23 protein-coding genes are annotated in these 24,721 nt (G+C 65.6%); 13 read left to right on the top strand and 10 right to left on the bottom strand.

Going from position 1 to position 24,721, the window contains the following annotated elements; genetic code table 11:
- Positions 1-107: 107 nt before the first annotated feature.
- Positions 108-659, top strand: coding sequence for an OmpA family protein (locus MHZ91_RS05195; RefSeq protein WP_175121378.1), 552 nt, complete (start codon positions 108-110; stop codon positions 657-659).
- A 244-nt stretch (positions 660-903) separates the two neighbouring features.
- Here the strand turns inward: MHZ91_RS05195 and MHZ91_RS05200 are convergent, their stop codons facing one another.
- Genes MHZ91_RS05200 through MHZ91_RS05210 form a run of 3 tightly spaced genes read right to left on the bottom strand, consistent with a single transcriptional unit; the run spans position 904 to position 3,562 of the window.
- Complete coding sequence (locus MHZ91_RS05200) at positions 904-1,380, bottom strand: DUF1801 domain-containing protein (protein ID WP_239212775.1); 477 nt, start codon at positions 1,378-1,380, stop codon at positions 904-906.
- Positions 1,377-3,125, bottom strand: a complete 1,749-nt coding sequence (locus MHZ91_RS05205) for a SulP family inorganic anion transporter (protein WP_239212777.1) — start codon at positions 3,123-3,125, stop codon at positions 1,377-1,379. The genes MHZ91_RS05200 and MHZ91_RS05205 overlap by 4 nt, the downstream gene beginning before the upstream one ends.
- A 50-nt stretch (positions 3,126-3,175) precedes the next feature.
- Positions 3,176-3,562: a MerR family transcriptional regulator gene (locus tag MHZ91_RS05210; protein WP_175121381.1), complete on the bottom strand. Its 387-nt coding sequence runs from the start codon at positions 3,560-3,562 to the stop codon at positions 3,176-3,178.
- Between the two features lie 138 nt (positions 3,563-3,700).
- Here MHZ91_RS05210 and MHZ91_RS05215 point away from each other — a divergent pair, with 138 nt between their 5' ends.
- From MHZ91_RS05215 to MHZ91_RS05230, 4 genes are all read left to right on the top strand, one after another.
- Positions 3,701-4,552, top strand: a complete 852-nt coding sequence (locus MHZ91_RS05215) for an alpha/beta fold hydrolase (RefSeq protein ID WP_239212779.1) — start codon at positions 3,701-3,703, stop codon at positions 4,550-4,552.
- A 120-nt stretch (positions 4,553-4,672) separates the two neighbouring features.
- A complete protein-coding gene (locus MHZ91_RS05220) occupies positions 4,673-5,599 on the top strand; it encodes an AraC family transcriptional regulator (protein ID WP_239212781.1) in 927 nt (308 codons plus the stop codon).
- A 166-nt stretch (positions 5,600-5,765) separates the two neighbouring features.
- A complete protein-coding gene (locus tag MHZ91_RS05225; RefSeq protein WP_239212783.1) occupies positions 5,766-6,875 on the top strand; it encodes a cyclic nucleotide-binding domain-containing protein in 1,110 nt (369 codons plus the stop codon).
- 219 nt (positions 6,876-7,094) lie between these two features.
- Positions 7,095-8,105: a tripartite tricarboxylate transporter substrate binding protein gene (locus MHZ91_RS05230; RefSeq protein WP_239212785.1), complete on the top strand. Its 1,011-nt coding sequence runs from the start codon at positions 7,095-7,097 to the stop codon at positions 8,103-8,105.
- A gap of 27 nt (positions 8,106-8,132) precedes the next feature.
- Here MHZ91_RS05230 and MHZ91_RS05235 read toward each other — a convergent pair whose 3' ends face one another.
- From MHZ91_RS05235 to MHZ91_RS05245, 3 genes are read right to left on the bottom strand one after another with little or no spacing between them, the layout of a single operon-like run.
- Positions 8,133-10,040, bottom strand: coding sequence for an amidohydrolase (locus MHZ91_RS05235; protein WP_239212786.1), 1,908 nt, complete (start codon positions 10,038-10,040; stop codon positions 8,133-8,135).
- Positions 10,033-10,332 (bottom strand): XapX domain-containing protein, encoded by a 300-nt coding sequence (locus MHZ91_RS05240; protein ID WP_056561574.1) that lies wholly within the window; start codon positions 10,330-10,332, stop codon positions 10,033-10,035. Before MHZ91_RS05240 ends, MHZ91_RS05235 begins: the two co-directional genes overlap by 8 nt.
- Positions 10,333-10,345: 13 nt before the next feature.
- Positions 10,346-10,999 (bottom strand): hydrolase, encoded by a 654-nt coding sequence (locus MHZ91_RS05245; protein ID WP_239212787.1) that lies wholly within the window; start codon positions 10,997-10,999, stop codon positions 10,346-10,348.
- Between the two features lie 251 nt (positions 11,000-11,250).
- On the opposite strand from MHZ91_RS05245, the gene MHZ91_RS05250 reads away from it, so the two are divergent.
- Both MHZ91_RS05250 and MHZ91_RS05255 read left to right on the top strand, forming a co-directional pair.
- The gene (locus MHZ91_RS05250) at positions 11,251-12,456 is read left to right on the top strand and encodes a S9 family peptidase (protein WP_239212788.1); all 1,206 of its coding nucleotides are present in this window, start codon (positions 11,251-11,253) and stop codon (positions 12,454-12,456) included.
- A gap of 79 nt (positions 12,457-12,535) precedes the next feature.
- Positions 12,536-14,449, top strand: coding sequence for a radical SAM protein (locus MHZ91_RS05255; RefSeq protein WP_175183565.1), 1,914 nt, complete (start codon positions 12,536-12,538; stop codon positions 14,447-14,449).
- Between the two features lie 23 nt (positions 14,450-14,472).
- Here the strand turns inward: MHZ91_RS05255 and MHZ91_RS05260 are convergent, their stop codons facing one another.
- Together MHZ91_RS05260 and MHZ91_RS05265 are read right to left on the bottom strand one after the other, a co-directional pair.
- Complete coding sequence (locus tag MHZ91_RS05260) at positions 14,473-15,213, bottom strand: SDR family oxidoreductase (protein WP_239212789.1); 741 nt, start codon at positions 15,211-15,213, stop codon at positions 14,473-14,475.
- 190 nt (positions 15,214-15,403) lie between these two features.
- Positions 15,404-16,738, bottom strand: a complete 1,335-nt coding sequence (locus MHZ91_RS05265; RefSeq protein ID WP_239212790.1) for an MFS transporter — start codon at positions 16,736-16,738, stop codon at positions 15,404-15,406.
- Positions 16,739-16,996: 258 nt separating this feature from the next.
- Here MHZ91_RS05265 and MHZ91_RS05270 point away from each other — a divergent pair, with 258 nt between their 5' ends.
- On the top strand, positions 16,997-17,635 hold the full coding sequence (locus MHZ91_RS05270; RefSeq protein WP_239212791.1) for a DUF2625 family protein: 639 nt from the start codon (positions 16,997-16,999) through the stop codon (positions 17,633-17,635).
- 36 nt (positions 17,636-17,671) lie between these two features.
- On the opposite strand, the gene MHZ91_RS05275 is transcribed toward MHZ91_RS05270, so the two are convergent.
- Complete coding sequence (locus MHZ91_RS05275) at positions 17,672-18,421, bottom strand: SDR family NAD(P)-dependent oxidoreductase (RefSeq protein ID WP_239212792.1); 750 nt, start codon at positions 18,419-18,421, stop codon at positions 17,672-17,674.
- A 103-nt stretch (positions 18,422-18,524) separates the two neighbouring features.
- Between MHZ91_RS05275 and MHZ91_RS05280 the strand changes: the two genes are divergently transcribed.
- The 5 genes from MHZ91_RS05280 (at position 18,525) to MHZ91_RS05300 (ending at position 24,093) form a co-directional block, all read left to right on the top strand.
- On the top strand, positions 18,525-19,406 hold the full coding sequence (locus MHZ91_RS05280) for a LysR family transcriptional regulator (RefSeq protein ID WP_239212793.1): 882 nt from the start codon (positions 18,525-18,527) through the stop codon (positions 19,404-19,406).
- A gap of 231 nt (positions 19,407-19,637) precedes the next feature.
- A complete protein-coding gene (locus MHZ91_RS05285; RefSeq protein ID WP_239212795.1) occupies positions 19,638-21,758 on the top strand; it encodes a TonB-dependent receptor in 2,121 nt (706 codons plus the stop codon).
- A gap of 88 nt (positions 21,759-21,846) precedes the next feature.
- Complete coding sequence (locus MHZ91_RS05290) at positions 21,847-22,149, top strand: hypothetical protein (RefSeq protein WP_175183559.1); 303 nt, start codon at positions 21,847-21,849, stop codon at positions 22,147-22,149.
- Positions 22,136-22,426: a hypothetical protein gene (locus tag MHZ91_RS05295; RefSeq protein ID WP_239212797.1), complete on the top strand. Its 291-nt coding sequence runs from the start codon at positions 22,136-22,138 to the stop codon at positions 22,424-22,426. Before MHZ91_RS05290 ends, MHZ91_RS05295 begins: the two co-directional genes overlap by 14 nt.
- Positions 22,427-22,443: 17 nt before the next feature.
- Positions 22,444-24,093, top strand: a complete 1,650-nt coding sequence (locus tag MHZ91_RS05300) for a PepSY domain-containing protein (protein WP_239212799.1) — start codon at positions 22,444-22,446, stop codon at positions 24,091-24,093.
- A 339-nt stretch (positions 24,094-24,432) separates the two neighbouring features.
- On the opposite strand, the gene MHZ91_RS05305 is transcribed toward MHZ91_RS05300, so the two are convergent.
- On the bottom strand, positions 24,433-24,721 hold a 289-nt coding region (locus MHZ91_RS05305; protein ID WP_239212801.1), incomplete at its 5' end, for a hypothetical protein.

The raw sequence follows: 24,721 nt of genomic DNA on the forward strand, positions 1-24,721 counted from the left end.
GCTTCCTGCCTGGCAGAAATCGGAGTGATGTGCCTTCGGATATTACCTAAGCCAACAAAGGGCGAGGCCTCTTTTTATTTGGCTTACAAACCTGACGGAGAATCGCAATGAGACTACACAAAACCATCCTGGCGCTGTGCGTCGTGCTGGCGGTTTCGGGTTGCGTGACCAAGCAGACCTACGACAAAGAGGCGCAACTGGCAGCCGAGTATTCCGCTCTCAATAAGCAGCTCTCGGCCGAACTACGCGGCGACCAAGTGCAGATTACGCAATTGCAGGACGAGTTGAAGGTCACCATGGTGAACGAGATTCTCTTTCCCGAAGGCGGGTGGAGCCTCAGTTCCAACGGCGAGAGGACGCTGGCCAAGATCGCGCCCACGCTTTCCAATCTGCAGGGCAAGCAGATTGTCGTCGAAGGGTTCACCGACAACGAGCCCATCGGGCCGGCATTGAAGCGGCAGTTTCCCTCCAATCTCGAGCTGTCATCGGCGCGCGCGGACAACGTGGCGCGTTATCTGATCGCCAAGGGCGTATCGCCAAACTCGGTGTCCGCGGAGGGGTTCGGCGAGGCGCGGCCGGTAGCCAGCAACTCGACGCCTGAGGGCAGGGCCAAGAACCGGCGAGTGGAGATCGTGATCACCGCCGCGGGTCGTCCTTAATCCGGATCGTTTGCGGGCGGGTTCGAGGCGGCCAGGAGCGCTCCTCCTGGCCCCGCTGCATGACACTCGCCGAGTCACGCGCCGCCGACGCCGCGCACCACTTTGCCCGTTCCGCCGCACGTCGCGCAGCGCGTTTCCTCGATCTTGCCGCTGCCGTGACAAGCGGGGCAGGGCACCTGGCCCGTTCCAGGTGTACCAGGCGCGGCGTCGTCGCCGGGGTTGATGTCGCCCGGCACGGCCCCATTCACAACTTTTCGCCCGGCAAGTTGCTGGCTTGCCGGACCCAGTCCGAAAACTGCGCTTCGTCGAATTCACCTTCGTGGATGTCCAGGTAGCGCACCTGCGGATACTTCGATTTTCCAGCGGGGATGGGCCGCAGCGCAGCCCCCTGAAAAAACGTCACCTTGATGTACTTCGAGAAGCAGTGCAGGCTCAGGAACCAGCCTTCGCCCGGCCGTCCGTAGAAAGGCGAATTCCATTTGACCGCCTTGGCGACGCCGGGGACAGCTGCTTCCACCAAGGCGTCGATGCGTTTGCCGATGGGCGATTTCCAGCCGGGCATCGCGGCGATGTAGGCCTGCACGGGTTCGTCGCCATCTCCCTTTGGTATCTGAGGGTTGCCGCCGGAGAGCAGGACGACTTCGCCGGGCGCCGCCTTCGTTGCGGGGTTGCGCCCTCTACCGGTCTTTCCAGCCGGCGCGGAATTTGCATTTTGCGTCATGGATGGTGCTCTCTGTGGTCCGGGAACGGGTCTTCCCGCCCCAGATAATCGTCCACCGCGCTGCCGACCGTCGGGTGAAAATGGTCGTCGCTGAACAGACGGGACAGCTCAAAGCGTTTGAGCTTGTCCCGGACGGGGTCCTTCATCTCCGCGAAGTGCAACGCGATGCCTTCGCGCGCCAGCGTTTCGCACAGCTCGCGCAGCATGTCCGCGGACGTGACGTCGACGCTCGTGACGGGTTCGGCAGCCACGACCACGCGCCGCACGGGCGAGGGCGATGCCTCCACGGCTTCCAGGAGCCGCTGCTGGAAGAGTTCGGCGTTGGCAAAGAACAGGGGCGCATCCCAACGGAACAGCACCAGTCCGTCGATCAGTGCGGCATTCGGGTAGCGCTTCAGGTCGTGATAGCCGCGAAGGTTCGGCACGCGGCCCAGCACCGCGAAGTGCGGGCGCCAGCCGTCCCACAGGAATTCAATGACGGCGATGACGACCGCAAGGCAGATGCCGGGTATCGCCCCCAAAACGGCGACCGCGGCAAAGCACAGCATCGACAGCCAGAACTCCCATTGCTGAATGCGGTAGATGCGCCGCAGATCCTTGAACTCGAAAAGGCCGATGGCGGCGGCGATCACGACCGCGGCCAGCGCGCTGTTGGGCAGGTGGCGCAGCAGGTTTGGCGCGGCGATCAGCAGCGCGGCCACGGCCAGCGCGCCGACGACGCCCGTCAGTTGCGTACGCGAGCCGGCTGCTTCGGCCACCGGCGTGCGCGACGCGCTGCTGCTGATCGGAAAGCCCTGGAAAAATCCCGCCGCCAGGTTCGCCACGCCCAGTCCCACCATTTCCTGGTTCGGATCCACCCGCGTGTGGGTGCGTGCGGCATAGGTGCGTGACAGCACGCTGGTGTCGGCAAACGCAATCAGCGCCACCGCGCAGCCGCCCAGCACGATCTTGACCAGATCGGCGTTGCTGAGCCACGGCCAGGCAAGGCTGGGCAGTCCCTGCGGAATCTCGCCGAGCACCTTGACGCCTTGCGCGTCCAGACCGAAAAGCTTGACCGCCAGCGTGGCAAGGATCACCGCAATCAGAATGCCCGGCACGCGATCAAAGCGTTTGAGCAGCAGAATCACCGCCAGGCTTGCCGCGCCGACTGCGAAGCTTGGCCCATGGGTCTGCCCGTCGGCAACGGCCAGCGCCAGTTGCTGCATTTCCTGCAGAGGGCCGGCGTCGTCGATGGAGATGTCGAACAGCTTGGGCAACTGGCTGACCAGCACGGTCAGCGCGATGCCGTTCATGTACCCGTAGCGGATCGGCTTGGACAGCAGCTCGGTGATGAAGCCCAGCCGCATCAGGCCCAGCACGATGCAGAACAGCCCGGAGACGACGGCCATCATGCTGGCCGCGGCGATGGCCCGCATCGGATCCCCGTTGGAGACGCTGAGCACCACCGCCAGGATGGGCGCGGCCAATGCGGAGTCGGGCCCCAGCACCAGAATGCGGCTTGGGCCGAACAGCGCGTACGCCAGCATGGGAATGATGGTGGCGTACAGACCGTACACACCCGGAACGCCAGAGGCTTCGGCATAGGCGATGCCGACTGGCACGAGCATGGTTGTCAGGACCAGACCGGCCGCGACGTCCTTGGGCAGCCAACCTGCCTGATAGGACTTGAGCATTGCCAGGCCGGGCAGCCAGCGCAACCAGTTCGGCGCGGGCTTGGCAGGGGAGCGGGGCGTCAAGGTGGACATGGAATCCCGGTGCAAACGCGTGCGCTACGGGTTATGGAGTTCTGCGCGCATCATGGCGGAGAAGGGTTGCCGGTATCTTCCAACATCTGTCGCAGGCGAGCGCGGCGGCGCTCGAGGTCGGCGATCTGACGCTCCACGGATGCCAACCGCTGGCGCTGCACCTCGGACGTCTCCGGGCACGCCGCCGCGCCTTCGATCAGCCGCATGCAATCGGGAAATCCGCGGATCTCCGCCAACGTGAACCCCGAGGCGATCAGCCGCTGGATTTGCCGGACCTGAGTCACAGCGGCGGCGGGAAATGTGCGATACCCATTGTCCGCCCGTGCCGACGCAAGAAGACCGTGGTCGTCGTAGTGGCGCAGCGAACGCAGGCTTGCGCCGGTTTTGCGGGCGAGCTCGCCGATCGACATGGGTGTTTGAGGCGGGGGCGTTTTCATGCGGGAAAGCGTAGCAGATTGGTGCTTGACCTTGACATAGGTGTGAGGGTTGAAACTGGCGCTCCCTCCAATCTTCGGGATGCATCATCCATGCAACGCAGAACCTTTTTTCGCCATGTGGCGGTAGCAGCCTTGTTCATGGCAGTCTCCGTGGCCGCCAACGCCCAATCCCGGCACTACACCGTCACGGCGCCTGATGGCGTGGCCCTCGCCGTCCAGGAGGCCGGCAATGCCGCGGGTCCGCCGGTCGTTTTCGTACACGGGTTGCTGGGTAGCCACCTGAACTGGGAGGCCCAGCTTGCCAGCCCGGCGCTGCAGCGGTATCGGCTGATAACTTACGACTTGCGGGGCCACGGTCTGTCGGGCAAACCGGTGGACGCGGCGGCGTATACCGATGGCCGGCGCTGGGCGGACGATCTGGCGGCAGTGATCGCGGCGACCGGCGCGCAAAATCCCGTCGTCGTCGGCTGGTCGCTGGGCGCCGCGGTGACGACCAACTACCTTGCCGCTTACGGTGACGCGCAGATTGCGGGCGCCGTCTATGTAGGGGGTGTGATCGAGCTGGATCCCAAGCAGATCGCACCGCATCCTGCCCTATACCGGGACATGGTGTCGCCGGATCTGAAGACCCACCTGGACGCGGAGCGTGAGTTCATCGGCCTGTGCTTTGCGCAAGCGCCCGATGGCGTCACGTTCCAACGGCTCCTGGCCAATGCCGCCATGGCGTCTTTCGACATGCAGGCCGCCGTGCAATCGATGACGGTCGAGGCGGGGCGTGGCCTCGGCTCGGCGCGCAAGCCTTTGCTGCTGATCTACGGCGCGAAGGACGCACTGGTGCAGCCGGCGCCGTCAATCGACCGGGCGAGGGCGCTGAACCCGCACCTGCGCAGCAAGATCTATGCGGCATCCGGGCACGCGCCATTCATGGAGGAGGCGGACAGGTTCAACCGGGAGCTGGCTGCGTTTGTTGACAGCGTCGTGACACGCTGACGGGATGGATGAAGCGGGGGGCTCGCGGCAGCTGCTTTTGCCAAATGTTGCTTGTTGCGAAGCAGCATCGCCTGCTATCTTCGACCCCGAAATGCGTTTGCCCCGATTTGGACCGCGTCAATGCCCGCCTCCCAGCTTCTGATTCCCGAACCCACGCCCGCGCGGTCCACCGACGCGCTGGGCTGCTCGGCCAGCAAGCTGGCTGTGAATCAGGAATTCCACGGAGGCGGACTGACGTTCTACCGCAAGCGCACCGAAACCGCGCAATTCGGCAGCGTCGAAACGCCCGCGTCGGATCGCGGGTTTCTGGTGGGCGTGGCGCTGCGGGGCGGCCACCGTCGCCGCATCCTGCAGGGCAATCACGCGTCGACCCATGATTTCGACGCGGGTTCAATCTACATCCGCGACTTCACCGACGATTACCGGGCCGACCTGCAAGGCGGGTTCGATTTCATGTTGGTCGAAATGCCCCGCGCGTTCATCGAACGCATCAACGACGAGAAGGGCGGCCCGCGTGTCAGCAGCCTGCTGCCGCGCAATGGGCAGCCCGATCCGGTGCTGGGCCATCTGTCGCAGGTGCTGGCGGGCGTGGTGGCGAATCCCGCGCAGACGAGTGGACTCTTCGTGGATCATTTGAGTCTGGCCCTGGGCACCCATCTGCTGTCGCAATACGGGGCCGGGGCGACGAGCGGCTGGGCGGACTCGGGCGGGGGCCGCGTGCTGTCCCGCAAGCTGGAGGCGCGCGCCAAGGACATGCTGCTGGCGTCCCTGCGCGAGGACGCGTCCGTGGCAGATATCGCCGAGGCCTGCAATCTGTCCCGCAGCTATTTCATCAAGGCGTTCCGCCAGACTGTTGGCACTACGCCGCATCGGTGGCTGCTGGAGCAGCGGGTGCAAAAGGCGCAGGAACTGCTGCGCGCACCGGGCCGGTCCATCACCGACATCGCGCTCTTGTGCGGTTTTGCCGACCAGGCGCATATGACGCGCGTGTTCACCAGTGTGGTGGGGGTGGCGCCCGGGGCGTGGCGCAGGGAACACGGGGCTTGAGATAACGCTAAGCGGCCGGCAGCCCGGCTGGAACAGCTTCTTTGCGGAGGACGCGCGCGTTGCTCTTTCGTGCAAAGCAGGACGCAAGTGGGCAAGACGTGCCCGCGCCATGGCGTTACCGTGATGGAATGCCTTCCCTCTGTCCCCGATGTTCCGAAAGCGTTCCATGAGTGTTCTTGCCGCCGGCCCCGCGCCGGCCAACCTGCCGCCCGATTTGGCCGCCTTGCATGCGCAGGCGTTTCCGATGCTGCCGCGCGCGCTGATCGAGCGCGCGGCCGCCTATGGCGAGGAGATGTCGGCCGAGCCGGGCCGCGTGCTGCTCAACAGCGGTGATCGCGAAGCCGCGTTCTACATCCTGCTCCAGGGCTATGCCGAAGTGCTGGAAGCCGACGCTGGCGGCGCCATGCGCAGTCTGCTTGTCCATCGTGACGGCGAATTCACGGGCAGCCTGGACCTCTTCACCGACCGGCCGAATGCGGTCACGGTGCGCGCCAATACCCCCAGCCGCCTGTTGCGGCTGAGCCGCGCAGCGCTTGAAACGATGATTCTGGCGGAGCGGCCGCTGGCAGAAATCATCCTGCGCGCGTTCATGCTGCGCCGCATCGGGTATCTGCGGCGCCGGCCGTATGGGGGCGCCATTCTGCGCTCAGTGGCGGAAAGCGCGCAGGAAGATCCCGTCATGGACCTGGCCGTGATCGGCGGCGGGCCGGCTGGAATGGCCGCCGCCGCCTATGCCGCCTCCGAGGGGCTGCAGACGTTGCTGGTGGGCGGCTCGCTCTCCTGTGGCGACGCGCCCGGACTGGACGTGCTGAAGGGCTTCCCCGGCACGATCACCGGATTATGCGAGGGCCCGCTGCTGCGCCGCGCCCAGGACCAGAGCAAGCGCTTCGGCGCGCACGTGCTGCCGCTGCGCACGGTCAGCCGCTTCGACGGCGGCTGTTATCCCTATCGGGTGTGGCTGGACGACGGCCGGCTCGTCGAGGCGCGCAGCCTCATCGTTGCGACCGGCATGCAGGGCGATGCGGAAACGGTGACCGATCAGGCCAACACCGCCTGGCTGGACGGGTGGCTGGACACGGACGACCAGGGCTGCATCCATACGGGTCGTGCCGCCGCGGGGTCGATGCAGGCCAGGGATTATGAAAGCTCGCAACCCGGTGTGTTTGCGGTGGGGGCAGCGCGTGCCGGGTCGGTGAAGCATGTGCTGGCGAGCATCGCCGAGGGCGCGGCTGCGGTGCGGGTGGTGCATCGGTTTTTGGATGCGTCGGCGCATTGAGGGCCTTGGGCCGCTCGAAGCGAGCTTCCCCCTGAAGTCCGAGGAAACGATTGCCCACCGCGATCTGCTCTTGGTCCGCCGAGATTTCCTCATCCAAATGCCCTAAGACCCGCAAGGATTTTGTGGACAGACCATAAAGTTTTTTCTCTTTGCGCAGGCGAGAGTTTGCGAACATGCGTCTAAAGCTTTCCAGCCATAGGAACGCATCGGGAGACAACCATGATCTGTACGCATGCCGCGCGCAAGCGCGTCAACATCGTCGCTGCAGCCTTCATCGCAGTTGCCGCATTCGCCGTCCCCAGCCTTGCCTCTGCGCAGGCCGCCGACAGCTATCCCAGCAAACCCATCCGCCTGATCATTCCTTACCCGCCGGGAGGCGCAACCGACGTTATCGGACGCATCGTGGGCCAGCGCCTGAGCGATGAGATCGGCGGCCAGGTTGTAATCGAGAACCGGGGCGGCGCTGGCGGAAACATCGGCGCTGCCGAGGTGGCCCGGGCTCAGCCCGACGGCTATACGCTCCTGATGGGCGCGCTGACCTCGCACTCGGTCATGGCGACCCTGGAGAAGGACACGATCCCATACGACCTGCGCAAGGACTTCGCGCCTGCCGGCGTGGTGGGCTTCGTGCCGCTGGTGGCCGTGGTCAATCCCAAGCTGCCGATCAAATCGCTGTCCGAACTGGTGACCTACGCCAAGGCGAATCCGGGAAAGCTCAACTTCGCCTCGTCGGGCGCCGGCGCGCCGCAGCGCATGGCAATGGAGCTGTTCAAGCAGATCGCGGGTGTCAACATCGTGCACGTGGCCTATCGCGGCAGCGGTCCGGCCATGACCGATCTGGTCGGAGGACAGGTCGAGACGATGACCGAGACGGTTCCCGCCGCAATTTCCTTCATCAAATCAGGCCAGTTGCGTCCATTGGCCGTCCTTACGCCGCAGCGCGTTTCGATGCTGCCGGATATTCCCACTGCCGAGGAGCAAGGGTTCAGCGGCTTCAACGTCAGTTCGCTCTTTGGCGTGATGGCGCCGGCGGGCACGCCGGCTCCTATCGTGGCCAAGATCAATAAGGCGCTGACCACGGCGCTGGCCAAGGACGATGCCAAGGCTCAACTGCTGCAGCAAGGCGTTTACGCTGACGCGCTGGATGTGGAAGCGTCGAAGGCCCGGCTGAACGCCGAGATCGAGCAGTGGGCAAAGGTCATTCGCGAGGGGGGCATCACCGTCAACTGACGGGAAGCCCCGGCCCGTAATGCATCCTCAGACGGCCCAGCAGGCGCAGCCCAACGCGCCCCAGAAACCCTTCAGGTCGGAAACGGGCAGCTTGCTGGCCCAGGCCCCGGCGTGCTGGTGGCCGTGGACATTGCAGTCGTTGGCGCACGCGCAGGCAGCGGCCGCCTCGCGCAGGGAGGCCTGCAAAGGCTTGCCCTCGCTGTCGCCCCAGGCGCCGTAGCCGCCGAACAGGCGGGTGGGCGACCAGTCGGGCATGGCGGGCGGCGGGGCGGCCTCGTCGTATTCGGCGAAGTCGCCTGCGCCCCAGACCACCTTGCCGCCCACGACGGTCAGCAGGCTGCTCGTGTCGGCGATGTCGGATTCGGGGCACGAGAAGAAGTCGCGATCAGGCACGATCAGGTCGGCAAGCTGGCCGACGGCGATACGACCCTTTTTGCCCTGTTCGTTGGAGAACCAGGTGACGTTCTCGGTCCACATGCGCAGGGCGGCGTCGCGGTCCAGGCAATTGCGCTGCGGGGTCAGCCGCAGGCCGCCCACCGTCTTGCCCGTGATGAGCCACGACAGCGACACCCACGGGTTGTATGAGGCGACGCGGGTGGCATCGGTGCCCGCCGACACGTTGACGCCTTTTTCAAGCATGCGCTTGACGGGCGGCGTGGCCTCGGCGGCACCGGCGCCGTAGCGCTCGACAAAGTATTCGCCCTGGTAGGCCATGCGATGCTGCACGGCCACACCGCCGCCGAGCGCGGCGATGCGGTCGATGGAACGCTCGGAAATCGTCTCGGCGTGGTCGAAGAACCAGTTCAGCCCGGCCAGCGGAACGTCCTTGTTCACGCGTTCGAACACGTCGAGCGAGCGCGAGATGGTCTCGTCATAGGTGGCGTGCATGCGCCAGGGCCAGCGGTTCTGCGCCAGGATGCGCACGACTTCCTCGAGATCGACTTCCATTTCGGGACCCATCTCGGGGCGCGGTTGGCGGAAATCTTCGAAGTCTGCCGCCGAAAACACCAGCATCTCGCCCGCGCCGTTGTGGCGGAAGTAATCGGTGCCTTGCTTGTACTGGGAGGTGGCCGTCCAGTTCAGGAAGTCTTCCTTTTCCTGCTTGGGTTTCTGGGTGAAAAGGTTGTAGGCCAGGCGGATCGTCAGTTGACCGGCGTCGGCCAGTTGCTGAATGACCTGATAGTCCTCGGGGTAGTTCTGGTTGCCACCGCCCGCATCGATGGCGCCCGTGACGCCCAGGCGGTTCAGGTCGCGCATGAAGTGGCGCGTGGAATTGACCTGGTATTCGAAGGGCAGCTTGGGCCCCTTGGCCAGCGTGGCGTACAGGATCGATGCGTTGGGCTTGGCAAGCAGCAGCCCGGTTGGGTTGCCGGCCGAATCCCGGACGATTTCGCCGCCGGGAGGCGCGGGCGTGTTCTTGTCGTAGCCAACCGCGCGCAGGGCGGCGGCGTTAAGCAGGGCGCGGTCGTACAGGTGCAGGATGAACACGGGCGTATCGGGCGCCACCGCGTTCAGTTCCTCGATGGTGGGCAGGCGTTTTTCCGCGAACTGGTGTTCGGTGAAGCCGCCGACCACGCGCACCCATTGCGGAGCGGGCGTGATGGCGACCTGGCGGCGCAGCATGGCCATGGCGTCGGCCAGGCTGGTCACGCCGTCCCAGCGCAGTTCCATGTTGTAGTTCAGGCCGCCGCGGATGATGTGCAGGTGATTGTCGATCAGGCCGGGCAGCACGCCGCGTCCGTTCAGCGCGATGACGCGGGTGGCCGGGCCGGCCAGGGGCAGAATGTCGCTGGCGGCGCCCACACGCGTGAAACGGCCATCCTTGATGGCGACCGCGTCGGCGACGGGGTTGGCGGGGTCCAGGGTCGTGAAACGGCCCTGATGCAGGATGAGGTCGGGGGCGCCTTGGCGCGCGGGATCCAGGGTGTCAGCCATTGCGCTTGTCTCCACATGCATCGGCGGGTTGTTGGGCGGTGTCGGCGGACGCCTTGGGGCAGCTGGGCAATTCGCCGAACATATGCGGTTTTACCTGTTCATGGATGAAGGACGTGCGGGTGGGCTCGTCCGCCAGCAGGCGCTTGACCAGCGGGGGAATCTGTTCCCCAGCCAGGATGCCCAGCAGGCCAACCAGCGCGATCACCGGTGGCGCCGGCGATCGCACATTGAAAAGGGCGTAGATGATACCGACCAACAGGCCGAGACCCAAGGAAACGAGGTAGACCTTCATTGGCGCGCTCCTGTCAGCCTTCGTGGGCGTTGAACATGGACTTGGCGTAGATGATGCCCAGGCCATAGGCGCCGCCGAACTTCCGGGCAATGCCGGTCGTCATGTCGTAGGTGTCGATGCGGGCCCAGTCGCGCTGCAATTCCAGCAGGTACTGCAACGCGGTGACCGGCTGGCCGCCTGCCTGAACGATACGCTCAATGGCACGGTTATGGGCTTCGGCGGACACGTCGCCGCAGGCGTCGGTGATCACATAGACTTCAAAGCCCTGATCCAGCGCCGACAGGGCCGGACCGACGATGCACACGCTGGTCCACAGCCCGGCCAGCACGATGCGCTTCTTGCCGATTTCATTGACCTGCTTGATGACGGCGGCGTCTTCCCAGGTGTTCATGGACGTGCGGTCCACCAGCGGCCGGCCGGGGAACGGGGCGGTGACTTCCTCGAACATGGGGCCGGAGAAGCTTTTTTCGGCAACCGTCGTCAGGATCGTGGACACGCCGAACCCGGCAGCCGCATGGGCCACCAACGCGGCGTTGCTGCGCAGCGTGACGGCGTCGATGGAATGGGTGGCGAACGCCATCTGCGACTGGAAGTCGATCATGATCAGCGTGTGATCGTGCGGGGACAGCAGCTTGGCGCCGGGGGCGGGGGTCGCAATGACAGGCACGGGTGATTCCTTCGGTGGCCGGGGTGTGGGACTCCGGCAATGTGCCAGCCGCCCGGCGGGCCGTATTGAACGATAGTCCGCCGGTTTGAAGATTGTGATCGCGGCGGGCGATCATTTCGGCAAACACGGTCTGCATAGGCCGGGCGCATCGGCGAAACGCATTGCCGAAACGGTGTATCGCCACGGGCGCGTCGCTCGGTTACGCTGCTTCGGTCCCGGCGCGTCGCAACATTTCCTTTTCGGAGAATCCCATGGGCATGGCTTTCCAGAACGACCTGCACGACGACTTCGGCATGCGGCCGGCCGCCTACATACCCTATGGCGGTGCCGATCTGGGGGAAATGCTGGCGGTGGGCCGGGCGGTGGGCGACGGGGACGACACCGCATTCTTTGAGGCCTGGATGGCGGCGGGTGATCGGTTGACCGCCGAGGCGCAAGACGCCGAACGCCGCAACCTTGTCGCCAGCGCGCGTGAACTGCACTTGCGAGCCAGCGCCTTCTATTGCACGGCTTACCGGCCGCTATATGGCGCGCCGACAGATGCACGGTTGCTGGCGGCCTTTCGCAAGCAGATCGCGGCTTTCGACCGAGGCCTCGCGCTGTCTGCGCATCCCGTCATGCCCGCGTGCATCCCGCTGGTCGGCGCGAATATGCCGGCATATCTGATTCCGGCTGTCGGCCACCACACTGACGTCAGGCCGCTCGTCATCTTCACCAACGGTTATGACGCCACGGTGACGGATATGTATTTTGCAAGCGCCGTGGCCGCGTCGCGCCGGGGTTATCACGCCCTGGTGTTTGACGGGCCAGGGCAGGGCGGCATGCTGTACGAACAGGGCGTGACAATGCGGCCCGATTGGGAGACGGTGGTGGGCGCCGTGGTGGACTACGCGATCACGCTGCCTATCGTGGACCCCAAACGCATCGCACTCAGCGGCTGGAGCCTGGGCGGCCACCTGGCGCCACGCGCGGCGTCCGGCGAACCCCGGCTGGCGGCCTGCATTGCGGACCCGGGCCAACGTAGCCTCGCGGGCTCGTTCCGGCCGTTGGCCGTCAAGCTGGGCACCAGCCCGGAAAGCGCGCAGAACCTGGGTGAGGTGGACCAACCCGTGATGGACCGACTCTGGCAGTTCGTCACGGCCAGCCCCGTGCTGACGTGGAAGGTGGTGCAGCGCGGCTTCTGGGTGCACGGCGTGGACAATCTGCGTGACTACCTGCGAGCAATCGAGCCGTTCACCCTGGAGGGCCGGGTCGACCAGATTACGTGCCCGACGCTCATGACGCTGGCCGAAAACGACCCGTTGGCGGCTGGCACGCTGCAGTTCTTCGACGAGTTGCGCTGCCCCAAGACGCTGCTGCGCTTCACCGAGCAAGAGGGCGCGGGGGATCACTGCGAATCCGCGAACCGATCGCTGTTGAACCGCCGCGTGCTGGACTGGCTGGACGGCGTGCTGTAGGGCGGACCGGGCCGCGCCCGCCGCGCTGCCTATAATTGCACCGATCCCCGCTTTTTAGACGGCAGTCCTGCCGTGCCTCATGTCGACCTTGCCTTTGCGCGTGCTGTCGGTGATTCCACCGATGACGCAGCTGAATACCCCGTACCCGTCCACCGCCTACCTGACCGGCTTTCTGCGTTCGCGCGAGGTCACCGCATTTCAGGAGGATCTGGCGCTTGCCCTGGTGCTGCGATTGTTGTCGGCCGACGGCCTGCGCGCCGTGGCGCAGCGTATCGACGCGCTGCCTCTTGAAAAACATACGCAACCGATCCAGGCCTTCGTCGCCATGCAGGCGCGCTATCTGGCGACCATTGGGCCGGTGATCGGCTTTCTGCAAGGCCGCGATCCCACGCTGGCGCACCGCATTGCCGGGCGCAACTATCTGCCGGAAGGCCCGCGCTTCAGCTCGCTGGACGTCTATCTGGACGAGGATGGCGGCGATCCGCTGGCGTGGGCGTTCGGCGCGCTGGGCCTGCAGGACCGGGCCAAGCATTTGGCCACGCTGTATCTGAACGACCTGGCCGATGTGCTGCGTGACGCCATCGACCCGCGCTTTGAATTCGTGCGCTATGCCGAATCGCTTGCGGGCAGCCAGCCGACGTTCGACCCGCTGGCAGAGGCGCTGGCTGCACCGATGAACCTGGTGGACGAGACGCTGCGCGAACTGACGGATGCGGCGCTGGCGCGTCACAAGCCGACGATGGTTCTGCTGTCGGTGCCGTTTCCGGGCGCGGTGTATGCAGCCTTTCGCATCGCGCAGGCCATCAAGGCGCAGGACCCCACCATCGTCACCGTGCTGGGCGGTGGCTTCGTCAACACCGAGCTGCGCGAACTGAAAGACCCGCGCGTGTTCGATTACTTCGACTTCGTCACGCTGGACGCCGGCGAGCGCCCCTTGCTGGCGCTCCTGGAGCACGTGCAGGGCAAGCGGTCGCGCCAGCGGCTGGTGCGCACGTTTGTGCGCGATGCGGACAGCGGCGCGGTGCGGTACGTCAACCTGGTTGAACCGGACGTCGCGTTCGCCGAGGTGGGCACGCCCACGTGGGACGGCCTGCCGCTGGATCGCTACCTGTCGCTGCTGGACATGCTGAACCCGATGAACCGCCTCTGGAGCGACGGCCGCTGGAACAAGCTGACCGTCGCCCACGGCTGTTACTGGAAGAAGTGCAGCTTCTGCGACGTGGGGCTGGACTATATCGGCCGTTACGAGGGCGCATCCGCATCCGTGCTGGCCGATCGCATTCAGACCATCGTGGCCGAGACCGGGCAGACCGGCTTTCATTTCGTGGACGAAGCGGCGCCGCCCAAGGCGTTGAAGGCGCTGGCGGCCGAGCTGATCGAGCGCAACGCCGGCATTTCGTGGTGGGGCAACATCCGCTTCGAAAAGACCTTCAGCCCGGAACTGTGCGAACTGCTGGCCGACAGCGGCTGCATTGCGGTGTCCGGTGGCCTGGAGGTTGCGTCGGACCGGCTCTTGAACCTGATGAAGAAGGGCGTGTCGATCGACCAGGTGGCGCGCGTGACGCGCGCGTTCAGCGATGCCGGTGTGCTGGTGCACGCCTATCTGATGTACGGCTTTCCGACGCAGACCGTGCAGGACACCGTGGATGCGCTGGAATATGTTCGCCAGCTGTTCGAAAACGACTGCATCCAGAGCGGGTTCTTTCATCGTTTCGCCTGTACGGTGCATTCCCCGGTGGGCCTGAATCCGGACGAATACGGCATCACGCTCAAGCCCTTGCCTGACGTCACGTTCGCCAAGAACGACGTGGGCTTTCACGACCCCACGGGCGTGGATCACGACGCGCTGGGCAAGGGCTTGAAGAAGGCCATCTACAACTTCATGCACGGCATCGGCCTGGAAGAGGACGTGCGCAGCTGGTTCCCGTTCAAGGTGCCGCGCACGACGGTGGCGCGCAATCGCATTGCGCGCGCGCTGAGCCAGCGGGGGTAGTGGTCCAGGCCTGGCTTGCGTCGTTACAGCACGAAGCCGCCATCCGCAGTCAGGCTGGCGCCCGTGATGTAGCCGGCGTCGGCCCCCGCCAGAAATGCCGCAAGACCCGCGATTTCAGTCGATTTGCCCATGCGCCCCAGCGGAATGCGGGGAATAAGCTGCGCCGTCCATTCCGCCGTCAGGTCCGTCTGGATGGGACCCGGCTGGATGTTGTTGACCGTGATGCGGCGTGGTGCAAGGTCCAGCGCCGCGCCGCTGACCATCGCGGCGACGGCGGCCTTGGTCATGGCGTAGACGCTGCTGCCGGGCGAGCCGGTCCGGATGGCGGTGTTGCTGCCGATGGTGATGATCCGTCCGCCGTCGCGCATGTTGGCGGCCGACGCCTGGATGGCCAAAAACACGCCGCGCACGTTCACTGCCAGCATCTGGTCCAGCTCGTCGAGCGGGACTGCGCTGATCGGGTTGGCACGGTAGATGCCGGCGTTGACGACAGCGACACTCAGCGGCCCGAACTGTTGCACGGCGGTATCCACTGCGCATGCGATGGCTTGCGGGTCGGCGCTGTCGGCTTCAATGGCCAGCGCGCGACCGCCGCTGGCCTCGATGGACGCGACGACCGCGTTGGCGCTGTCCGCGCGGCTGGCGTACGTTAGCGCCACTGCATAGCCGGCTTCCGCCAGCCTCGCGGCAATGGCGGCGCCGATGCCGCGGGAGCCGCCGAACACGAGCGCGGCGGGGGATTCAAGGGGTGGGATTTGTTCCATGATGTGCACCGTTTTCAGTAGGTGCTTGCATCATCCCGCTGAACCCGCGCCCGCGCACCACCGATTTCAAGTCGCAGTGTGTGTGGCAGGAATCGCGGATACATGCCGGTACGATTCCCCCTGCTTGCGCGCGTTCCGGCCCGCCGTTTTGGCGCAAAGGCGACCGAAATCTGCCGCTTGATGCCGCCCGTCAGGCCGTCGGCGGCGCGTCCGGTACGGTGTTCAGCACCGGCTCGGCGGCCTCGGCGCCGTGTACCGCGTTGGTCAGATCCTCGGTCATTTCGTGGTCGAGCGCACCCTGGATCAGGTCATCGGTCACGCGCAGCTCCACACCCACCGGCGACATCTGCGCGGCAGCCGCAAAGGGCGCCACGGGGGCGGGCGCGGGGCGTTCGTTGCGGCGCCAGACGAAGAAGGTGACCAACCCCAGGTTCAACAGCGCAAAGCACCAGAACAGGCCCGCTTCGCCAAACTTCGCCATCACCGGCGAAATCGCCAGCGGACTGAGCGCCGATCCCAGCGAGTTGATCAAGAGCAGCCCCTGGATCATACGCACCAGCGCGTCGGCCGGCGCGCGGTCGGCCGCGTGGCTGACGGCGACCGGATAGATCGCAAAGACGCCGCCGCCCAGCAGGAACAGCAGCGGCATCAAGAAGGACGAGCCCGGCGGCAGCATCAGGATCAGCAGGCTGAGCACGGCGCAGAATACGGCCAGCGCGATCAGCACCACCTGCCGGTCTCGCAGATCCGACCAGCGTCCCACCGGGTACTGCAGCACCATGGCGCCCAGAATCACCGCGCCCATCATCTTGCCGACCTCGGCAACGTCCAGGCCGATGCGCTGCAGATAGAGCGGCAGCAGTGTGTAGACCGCGGCAATGGCCACGCCCGAGCCAAAGCAACCCATCACGCCGGTGGGCGTCATGCGCGCCAGATGCTGCGGCAACAGCGGCTCGACACGTTCCACCAGCGGCGACACGCGCGGAATAATCACCATCGGCAGCACGGACAGTGACGCCAGCAGGCCGGCCACCATGAACGGCGCCATGTCGCCCAGCCGCGTGATCGCGCCCAGCTCCAACTGGCCCAGCATGCCCGAGCCATACAGCGCGATCATGTACAGCGCCAGCAGACGGCCGCGCATCTTGGCATCGCCCGCCAGCAGCAGCCAGCTCTCGACCACCAGGAAGACGCCGACGCTTGCCCAGCCGTTGATCAGGCGTAGCACGAACCACGCCTCGCGATTGAAGATCAGGCCCTGCAGCAGCACCGTCACGGCGATCAGGGACGCGAAGCTGCTGTAGGCGCGGATATGGCCGATGCGCAGGATCAGGCGGTCATTGAAGATCGCGCCCAGCGTCAAACCGATGAAGTACGACGACGAAATGACGCCGACCACCGTGGCCGATTCGCCGGCGGCGTCCAACTGCAGGGTCGTGAGGGAAGAGATGAAAGCGTTGCCGATGCAGACAACGAACAAGCCAAGTAGGGGCCCGAGCACCAGGCCCAACAACTGCCGAGACATGAAATCCTCGATTTCCAGAACAGCAAAAGCATCCGGTGCGACCGGACAAACGATCAATGGGGTTTGGGGGAATGCGTCATGGTTCGCCTGGCTTGGGAGGGCAATGCCATGCGCTTGGGCGCGGGCCGGGCGGCGCGGGGCACGCTCGGCGGGAATCCGGCGCGGATTGTAGCGCTGATTGGGGGGTGGTCCGGCGGGCCCCCTGGGCGCTTGCGGCTGGCTTGCCAGATCGGGCTGAACCGGTCAGCATCGCACCCCATGCGACCTTTGAACGAACTCATCAACGAAACCGAGCCGGCCTTGCCGCTCGTCCATGATTGGATTGCCGGTGCGGCTGTTCAGTGTGAAATCCTGCCGCCTTCGCCACGCAACGACGATGTCCTGCTTGCGTTGCAAGTGACGACCCGGTCCCCGATGGGAGCCATCGCGCACGGCACGGGCGGCCTGCTGCTTGATGGCGGCTGGCTTCGCGTGCTGGGCAGCGGGCATCCGCGCCTACCGCGCGACCTGGCCGGCTGGAACGCGGGGCGGGCGGATGGCTTCCTGCTTGTCGCGGACGACGCAGCGGGCGGCTTCTTTGCGCTGAACGGCGGTGCGCTGGGCGATGATCCGGGCATGCTCTATTACCGCGCGCCCGACAACCTGCAATGGGAGGCGCTGGAGCTGGGCTACTCCGATTTCCTGCAAGCCATGCTGGCCGGACGAATCGAGGACTTCTATGCCGCGTTGCGCTGGCCCGAATGGCAAGCCGAAGTGAAGGCGTTGGGACCCGATCAGTGCTTTTCGTTTTATCCGTTCCTGTGGACCCAGGAAGGCTCGCCGGCGGCCAGTTCGCGCAAGGCGGTCGATATCGCCGAACACTGCGCCCTGACATTGGGCGTTGACGTCGGGCATTGACCCGGCCGGCTACAGCCCGCCCGGCGCGCCGGCGCCCTACGTCAGCGCCATCCCGCCGTCCAGCCGCAGGTTGACGCCCGTGACAAAGCTGCTCTCGTCACTGGCCAGATACAGCGCGGCACGCGCCAGTTCGTCGGGGCGGCCCATCCGGCCCAGCGGAATGGCGGCGGCCATGGCGTCGTCCAGCCCCGCGCGCTGATCAGCGGGCAGTCCCAGCTTTTCCAGGATGGGCGTATCCACGGGGCCGGGGCTGATGACGTTGACGCGGATGCGCCGCGCCTTCAGTTCCAGCGCCCAGCTGCGGGCCATGGCTTCGATGGCGGCCTTGCTTGCTGCATAGACGGCATGGCCTTCCAGCACCTTGGCGCTGGCAATCGAGCTGACCAGGATGATGGACGCGCCGTCGTTCAGTACGGGCAGGGCTTTGGTCACGCCAAAAAACACCCCGCGCGTGTTGATGGCGAACTGACGGTCGTAGTGTTCGACGGACACCTGCGCCGACGGCTCCAGAATGGCGACGCCGGCGTTGGCCAGGTAAATGTCCAGGCCGCCGAAGCGTTGCCGGACGTCGGCGACCACGCGCTCGTGCGTGTCCAGATCGGCCACGTCCCCCGTGATACCCAGCGCGTCATGGCCAATGGCGCGCACGGCTGCGTCCACCGCGTCCTGCCGGCGGCCCAGGATGACGACCTGCGCGCCGGCGTGGGCGAAGGCGAGGGCGGAAGCGAGCCCGATGCCGCTATTGCCCCCGGTGATGAGGGCGACTTTTCCCTGAAGTTGGGTCATGGCTTTTCCAGAAAGATGAAGGAAAGGCCACTCTATCTATTCCAAAAGGCGTTAAATAGGGGGTCTTTGTACAAGCACCTATTCCGCAAGGTCATCAATGGACATGCCGCCTGACGTTTCCGCGCTGGTTGCCTTTGCCACTGCCGTCGAGGCCGGCTCCTTCAGCAGCGCCGGCCGGATCCTGGGCACGTCGCCTTCTGCCGTGTCCAAGGCCATCGCGCGGCTGGAGCGGCGTTTCGGCATCCGGCTGTTCCAGCGGTCTACGCGAGTGCTGTCGCTCACACCCGAGGGGGCGGCCTACTACGAGCGCGTGTCGCCGCTGCTGCGAGCGCTGGATGATGCCAGCGAGGTCATGCAGCCGGCAGCGACCGCGCAAGGGCGCCTGCGGATCACGGCGCCCGGCGACCTGGGGCGCCTGCTGATGACGCCCATCGTCAACCGCTTCCTGCCCGCGCACCCGGACTTAAAGCTGGAAATGAGCCTTGCCGACCGCCATGTGGATCTGATCCGCGAAGGATTCGACCTTGCGATCCGCGCGGGCCGTGTCGCGGATTCGGAACTGAACGCGCGACAACTGGCGCAACTGCCACTGACGCTGGTGGCGTCGCCTGCGTATCTGAAGCGGTGTGGCACGCCGCGCAGCATCGGTGATCTGCCGCGCCACGCGCACGTGCGATATCTGCTGGCCGGAAGCCCTTTTCCTATCACGTTCGCATCGGGGGAGGTGGTGCGCCCGGAGGGCGTGTTCGACACCGACGACGGCACGGCGCTGCGCGCGGCTGCGTTGGGCGGCCTGGGCATTATCCAGATCCTGCGGCTGGCAGTCGCGGACGACCTTGCGGCCGGGCGGCTCACCGAGGTGCTGCCCGAGGCGCAATTGCCCCGCGTGCCGGTGTCCGTGCTGCACGCTTTCGGGCGCCACGCGCCCATGCGGGCGCGGCTGTTCATCGAGTTCATGGCGGATCAACTGCAGTCGCTTGCATAGCGTCATCCGAGCGAGCGCAGGACGTGTGGCGGAATTAAAACAGGTCCACATCGAATCGTTTGCGCGAGCGCAAATTCTTCGCGCGCGCCGGGTTGACCACTGCCGTGTTAACGATATTTTTCGTAAGATAAGCGCCTATCATTCTCATTTGCATTGAACTTGAGGGCGTGGAAAGTGTCTGAGGAAAAATTGTTTTTGATGGATTCGCGGGTAGCGCGAATCGCCCCTAGCGTGGCGCTCACCCTGATGTTGCCGCTGCACGCGGCGTACGCGCAGGACGCGCAGCAGGCGACGACGTTGCAGCCGGTCACCGTGACGGCGGGCGCCTTGGGCGACGGGGACCTGCCGCCGGTCTATGCCGGGGGGCAGGTCGCAGAAGGCGCGCGGCTCGGTCTGATGGGAAACCAGTCCGTCATGGACACGCCGTTCAACGTCACCAGCTATACGTCCGAACTCATCAAGAACCAGCAGGCGCGCACGCTGGCCGACGTCATGGCGAACGATCCGTCCGTGCGCTTCACGACCTCCAGCGGCCACGCCTACGAGAACTTCCGCATCCGGGGCTTCGACGTCAACCAGAACGATGTAGCCATCAACGGCATGTACGGCCTGGCGCCCATGGGCCGCACGCCCGTGGAATTCGTCGAGCGGGTTGAAGTGCTGAAGGGGCCCAATGCGCTGTTCAGCGGCATGGCGCCCAGCGGCGCGGTGGGCGGAACGGTCAATCTGGTCACCAAGCGTGCGACCGACACGCCCACGGCCACGTTCGGCGTGGACTGGCTGTCCGATGGGCAACTGGGCACCACGATTGACGCGGGCCGTCGCTTTGGGAACCGCAACGAATGGGGCGCGCGCGTCAACGGTTCGTTCAGCGACGGCGCCACCACGCTGGACGGCCAGTCCAGAAAGCGCGAATTCCTGTCGGCTGGCCTGGATTACCGCGGCAGCGCGCTGACGGCGTCCATCGACGCCTATCACAGCCAGGAATCATTCACGGGCGGCACGCCGGCCATGTTCTGGTTTGCGAGCCCGGTGGTGCCGGTGGCGCCCGATCCTCGCATCAACCAGTTCAGCACCGCCTACGGCAGCATCCAGAGCAACGCCGTCATGGGTCAGGCCGAGTACCGCTTCAATGAGCACGTGTCGGCGTTCGCGGGCGTGGGCCGGCGTGACAGCGACCAGTCCGGCCTCATCAACGGCACGCATGCCCGGCAGATCCAACCCAACGGCGATTTCACCGGACAGATCGTAGGCCAGCGCGCCTACACCGACGCCACTACCGCAGAGGGCGGCTTGCGCACGCGCTTCAAGACGGGAAGCGTGGGCCATGAACTCGTGCTGCAGGCGTCCTATCTCAAGCTCGAGGACGGATCGGCCACCGGACCGGCATCGGTGTTCCGTTCCAACATCTACAACCCCATCACGCCGGTCATGCCGGCACTGCCGGGCAGCCCGCCCAAAACCAGCGAGAACACGCTGACCAGCCTGGCGCTGGTCGACACCATGTCGTTCCTGGACGACAAGCTGCGCGTGACCGGTGGCGTGCGCAACCAGCGCGTGAAGACCAGCAACTTCGACAAGACCGGCAAGACCACGGCGCGCTACGACGAAGACGCCGTGACGCCAGCCGTGGCCGTGGTTGTCAAGCCGTGGGGGCCCGATCTGTCGTTCTACGCGAATTACGTGGAAGGCCTGAGCAAGGGCGACAGCGTCACTGACACCACCGCATCCAACTTTGGCGAAGTCTTTGCCCCCTACAAGACCAAGCAGAAGGAGCTGGGTGTGAAGTGGAACGCCGGCACCTTCACCAATACGCTGGCGCTCTTCGAGATCGAAAAGCCGATGCTCGTGACCGAAGGCTCCACCGCCCAGCCCACCTATGCGGACGGTGGCGAAAAGCGCGTGCGCGGCGTCGAGTGGAATACGTTTGGCGAGATCGCGCAGGGCGTGCGCGTGCTGGGTGGCGTCACGTACACGCAGGGCACGCAGGTCAAGACTTCATATGGCCGCTACAACGGCAATACTGCCGTCGGCGCGCCGCGCTGGCAGGTCAACACCGGGGTGGAGTGGGATACGCCGTGGGTGCCTGGCCTGACGCTGACCGGACGCGTCCAGGCGACGTCGCGCCAGTACGCGGATTCGGCCAACAACATCGAGATCCCCGGCTGGGGCCAGGTCGACCTGGGCGCGCGCTATGCGACGAAGGTCAATGGCCGCGACGTGGTGCTGCGCCTGAACGTCAACAACGTGTTCAACAAGTATTACTACGCGGGCATCTTCAGCGACACCACGCCCATTGCGACGTTGGGGCCCGCCCGCAGCGTCATGGCGTCCGCCGCCATCACCTTCTGACAGGCGGCCTGCATGGCGTCCGCCGCGCCCTCCGTTCCGGCGATCGGGGCGTGCGGCGGACCCAGACATCATTCATTCCGGGGTGACCATGCCAGTCCTCATCCTTGCCAGCCTGATTGCCGTGTGCATCGGCTGCTTCTGCATCTATCGCGCATCGCCCAACCAGCAGTGGGCAAGCGCTCCGTGGCCCGCCGCGCCCGCCCGCACGGCAGGCATCGCGCTGCTGGCGTTGGGCGGCTGGGGATGCTTGTACGGATTCACCGTGGTCACCGCGGTGTTCGTATTCTGTACGGCGCTGATGCTGTTCTTCTGCCTGATTCCGCATCTGGGCGTATTGCGTCGGATGTACGGCAGAGGCATGCCCGGGGGAGTACGCGATGACGCCCGCTAAGCCCGCGCCCATCCGCCGTGACTGGGTCTCAAAGACCCTGGCCGGCACGTTGTTGGGATTCGCGATCGCCCTGGGCGCCAGCGCGCTGCTGGCCGCCTTGACTTCCGCCGTACCGCTTGCGACGCGCTCGCAGCTTGCCATGTGGCTGGTGCCGCCCGTGTGGCTGGGCATCGCGTCCACCGTCTACTTCTTCGGCAGCGGTCTGCGCGCCTGGTGCTGGCTGGGCGGGATCTGCCTGGCGCTGTATGGCGGGCTGTACGCGGCCGGCGCGTTATAAGCAGGAGGATCGCCATCATGCGAGCCGACTACATCCGCATCTACAAATCCGTTCATACCTGGACGGGCATTCTGACCGGCATGGCGCTGTTCATTGCGTTCTACGCGGGCGCGCTGACCCTCTTCAAGGAACCTATCGCGCGCTGGGCGTCGCCGCGGCCGGACGTGGCGATGGCGCCGCTTGAAACCGCGCCCGACCTGATCGCCAAGACGCTGGCGGCGCGGCCCGACGTGGCCAAGGGCTTCACCATTCATCTGCAGCCCACCGAGAACGTGCCTGCGCGCATGGCATGGGAAGTGCGCGACCCGCAGGCCGACGACCATGACGAATCAACCGTGCGGCATTATGTCGCCCGCCTGGACGCGGCCGGGGCCGTGCAGATCGGCGAGGCCGAGCCCAGCAGGCTGGGCAATTTCATCGACGTGCTGCATCGCGTGGTCGGTTTGCCGACGGACAGCGACCCCAACCGCTGGTTCATGGGCGTCGTCGCGTCGCTGTATGCGATTGCGCTGGTGTCCGGCGTCATCGTCCTGCTTCCTTCGCTGGTCAAGGACTTCTTCGCGCTGCGGGTGGGCAAGAACCGCAAACGCATGTGGCTGGACGCGCACAACGTGGTGGGCATCATCTCGCTGCCTTTCCATATCGTGATGGCGCTCAGCTCGGTCGTGTTCGCGTTTCACGATGGCATCTACGACATTCAGGACCGGCTGATGTACGGCGGCAAGCTGGAATCGGTGTTCCAGCGCGGTGGTGGCGCTACGCCCGACGCCGCGCCGCGCGATCCGTCCGCCATGCTGCCGCCGCAAGAGTTGCTGCAGCATGCGCGCAGGCTGTCGCCATCGTTCGAGCCCATTGCGCTGCAGTACACGCAGGTGACCGCGCCACGCGCCATCGTCCGCATCTGGGGCAAGGACCCGGCCGCGGTGTCGCCCCGCGCCCGCGGCGGCTTCGTGGCGATGGACCCGTACAGCGGCAAGGTGCTCAACACCGACTACCTGCCGGGTCGCCAGGATGCGGCCAACCTGTGGGTCAGCAGCTTCTTTGCATTGCACATGGCGTCCTTCGGCGGCGCGGCGGTGCAGTGGTTGTATTTCCTGCTGGGGCTGGCGGGCGCGTGGCTGTTCTACAGCGGCAACCTGCTCTGGATCGAGTCGCGACGCAAGCGCGCGGACCGGCGAACCGGCGCGGTGCCGGTGCAGCGGCTCGACACGCGGTTGATGGCGTCCGCGACAGTGGGCGTGTGCCTGGGCAGCGTGTGCGGCATTTCGCTCATGATGGTCGCCGCCAAGGGTTTGCATGGGCATGTCGCCGACTTGGACATGTGGATCAAAGGGCTGTACTACGCGGCGTTCTTCGCGGCCATTGTCTGGTCGTTCGTGCGAGGCGGTGCAGCGGCGGCGGTGCATCTGCTATGGCTGGCGGCCGCGTTCACATTGGCAATTCCGTTGACCTCACTGTTGGGCGTGGTGGCGCCGTCAACCGGCTTGTGGGCGCACTCGTCGGCAGCAACGTTGGGCGTGGATGCGACCGCGCTGGCCATGGCGCTCGGGTTCACATGGATGGCGCGAGTCACGCAGCGACGGCTGGCGCACGGCGAAGCAGACAGCGCGTGGGCGCTCCGGCGCTCGCGCCCCGGGGCGGACACCACAGCTGAAACGCACGCTTGAGCGCCGGGCCGCCCGCCCAGCGCCTCATACAAGCAAAAAAACCGCGCGCTCTTGCAGATTCTTAGTCTCTGTGCCCGGCGATCCTATCCTCGTCAAAACATGAATACCAGACAGATCTGATTCAGTCAGAGTATTTGTGCTCAATGTTTATTCGGAAGGGTTTTCTAGCATTGACCCCTAATGCAAACGTTGTGCGTCGAGCGCGACCAATTGAAATTGGCTGCGCCGCTCCCAGTCCACTCGCTGGGCGTGACGACGACGCGGATTTATCAGCCAATCCAAGCAGGGGGGAACATGCGTTGCGGGTGCGATTCTGTGGAAAGCGGCGTGCATGCGGTTTCAAAGGCAACCGGTCACGCAAAAATAAAAACTCCGATATTCGTTGATCGCGGGAACGCCGGCCCAGGTGCTTTCAGACACCGCCGTGCAACGTGTTTCATCGCGAGCGTGGCGTTGCTGGCGCCGGTTTCGGCGCTGGCGGACATTATCGGTGAAAGCGGTGTCGCCGGCGTGGGTGGCACATCCGGCATGCGCGGCGGCGATGGCGGCGCCGGGCACACCGCTGTCGTTATCACGGACACCACGCCGTTCGAGAACGCGGAACGTCTGATCGGCGGCGCGGGTGGCG

This window comes from Achromobacter sp. ACRQX, assembly GCF_022346505.1.
Taxonomy (GTDB): Bacteria; Pseudomonadota; Gammaproteobacteria; order Burkholderiales; family Burkholderiaceae_B; genus Achromobacter; species Achromobacter animicus.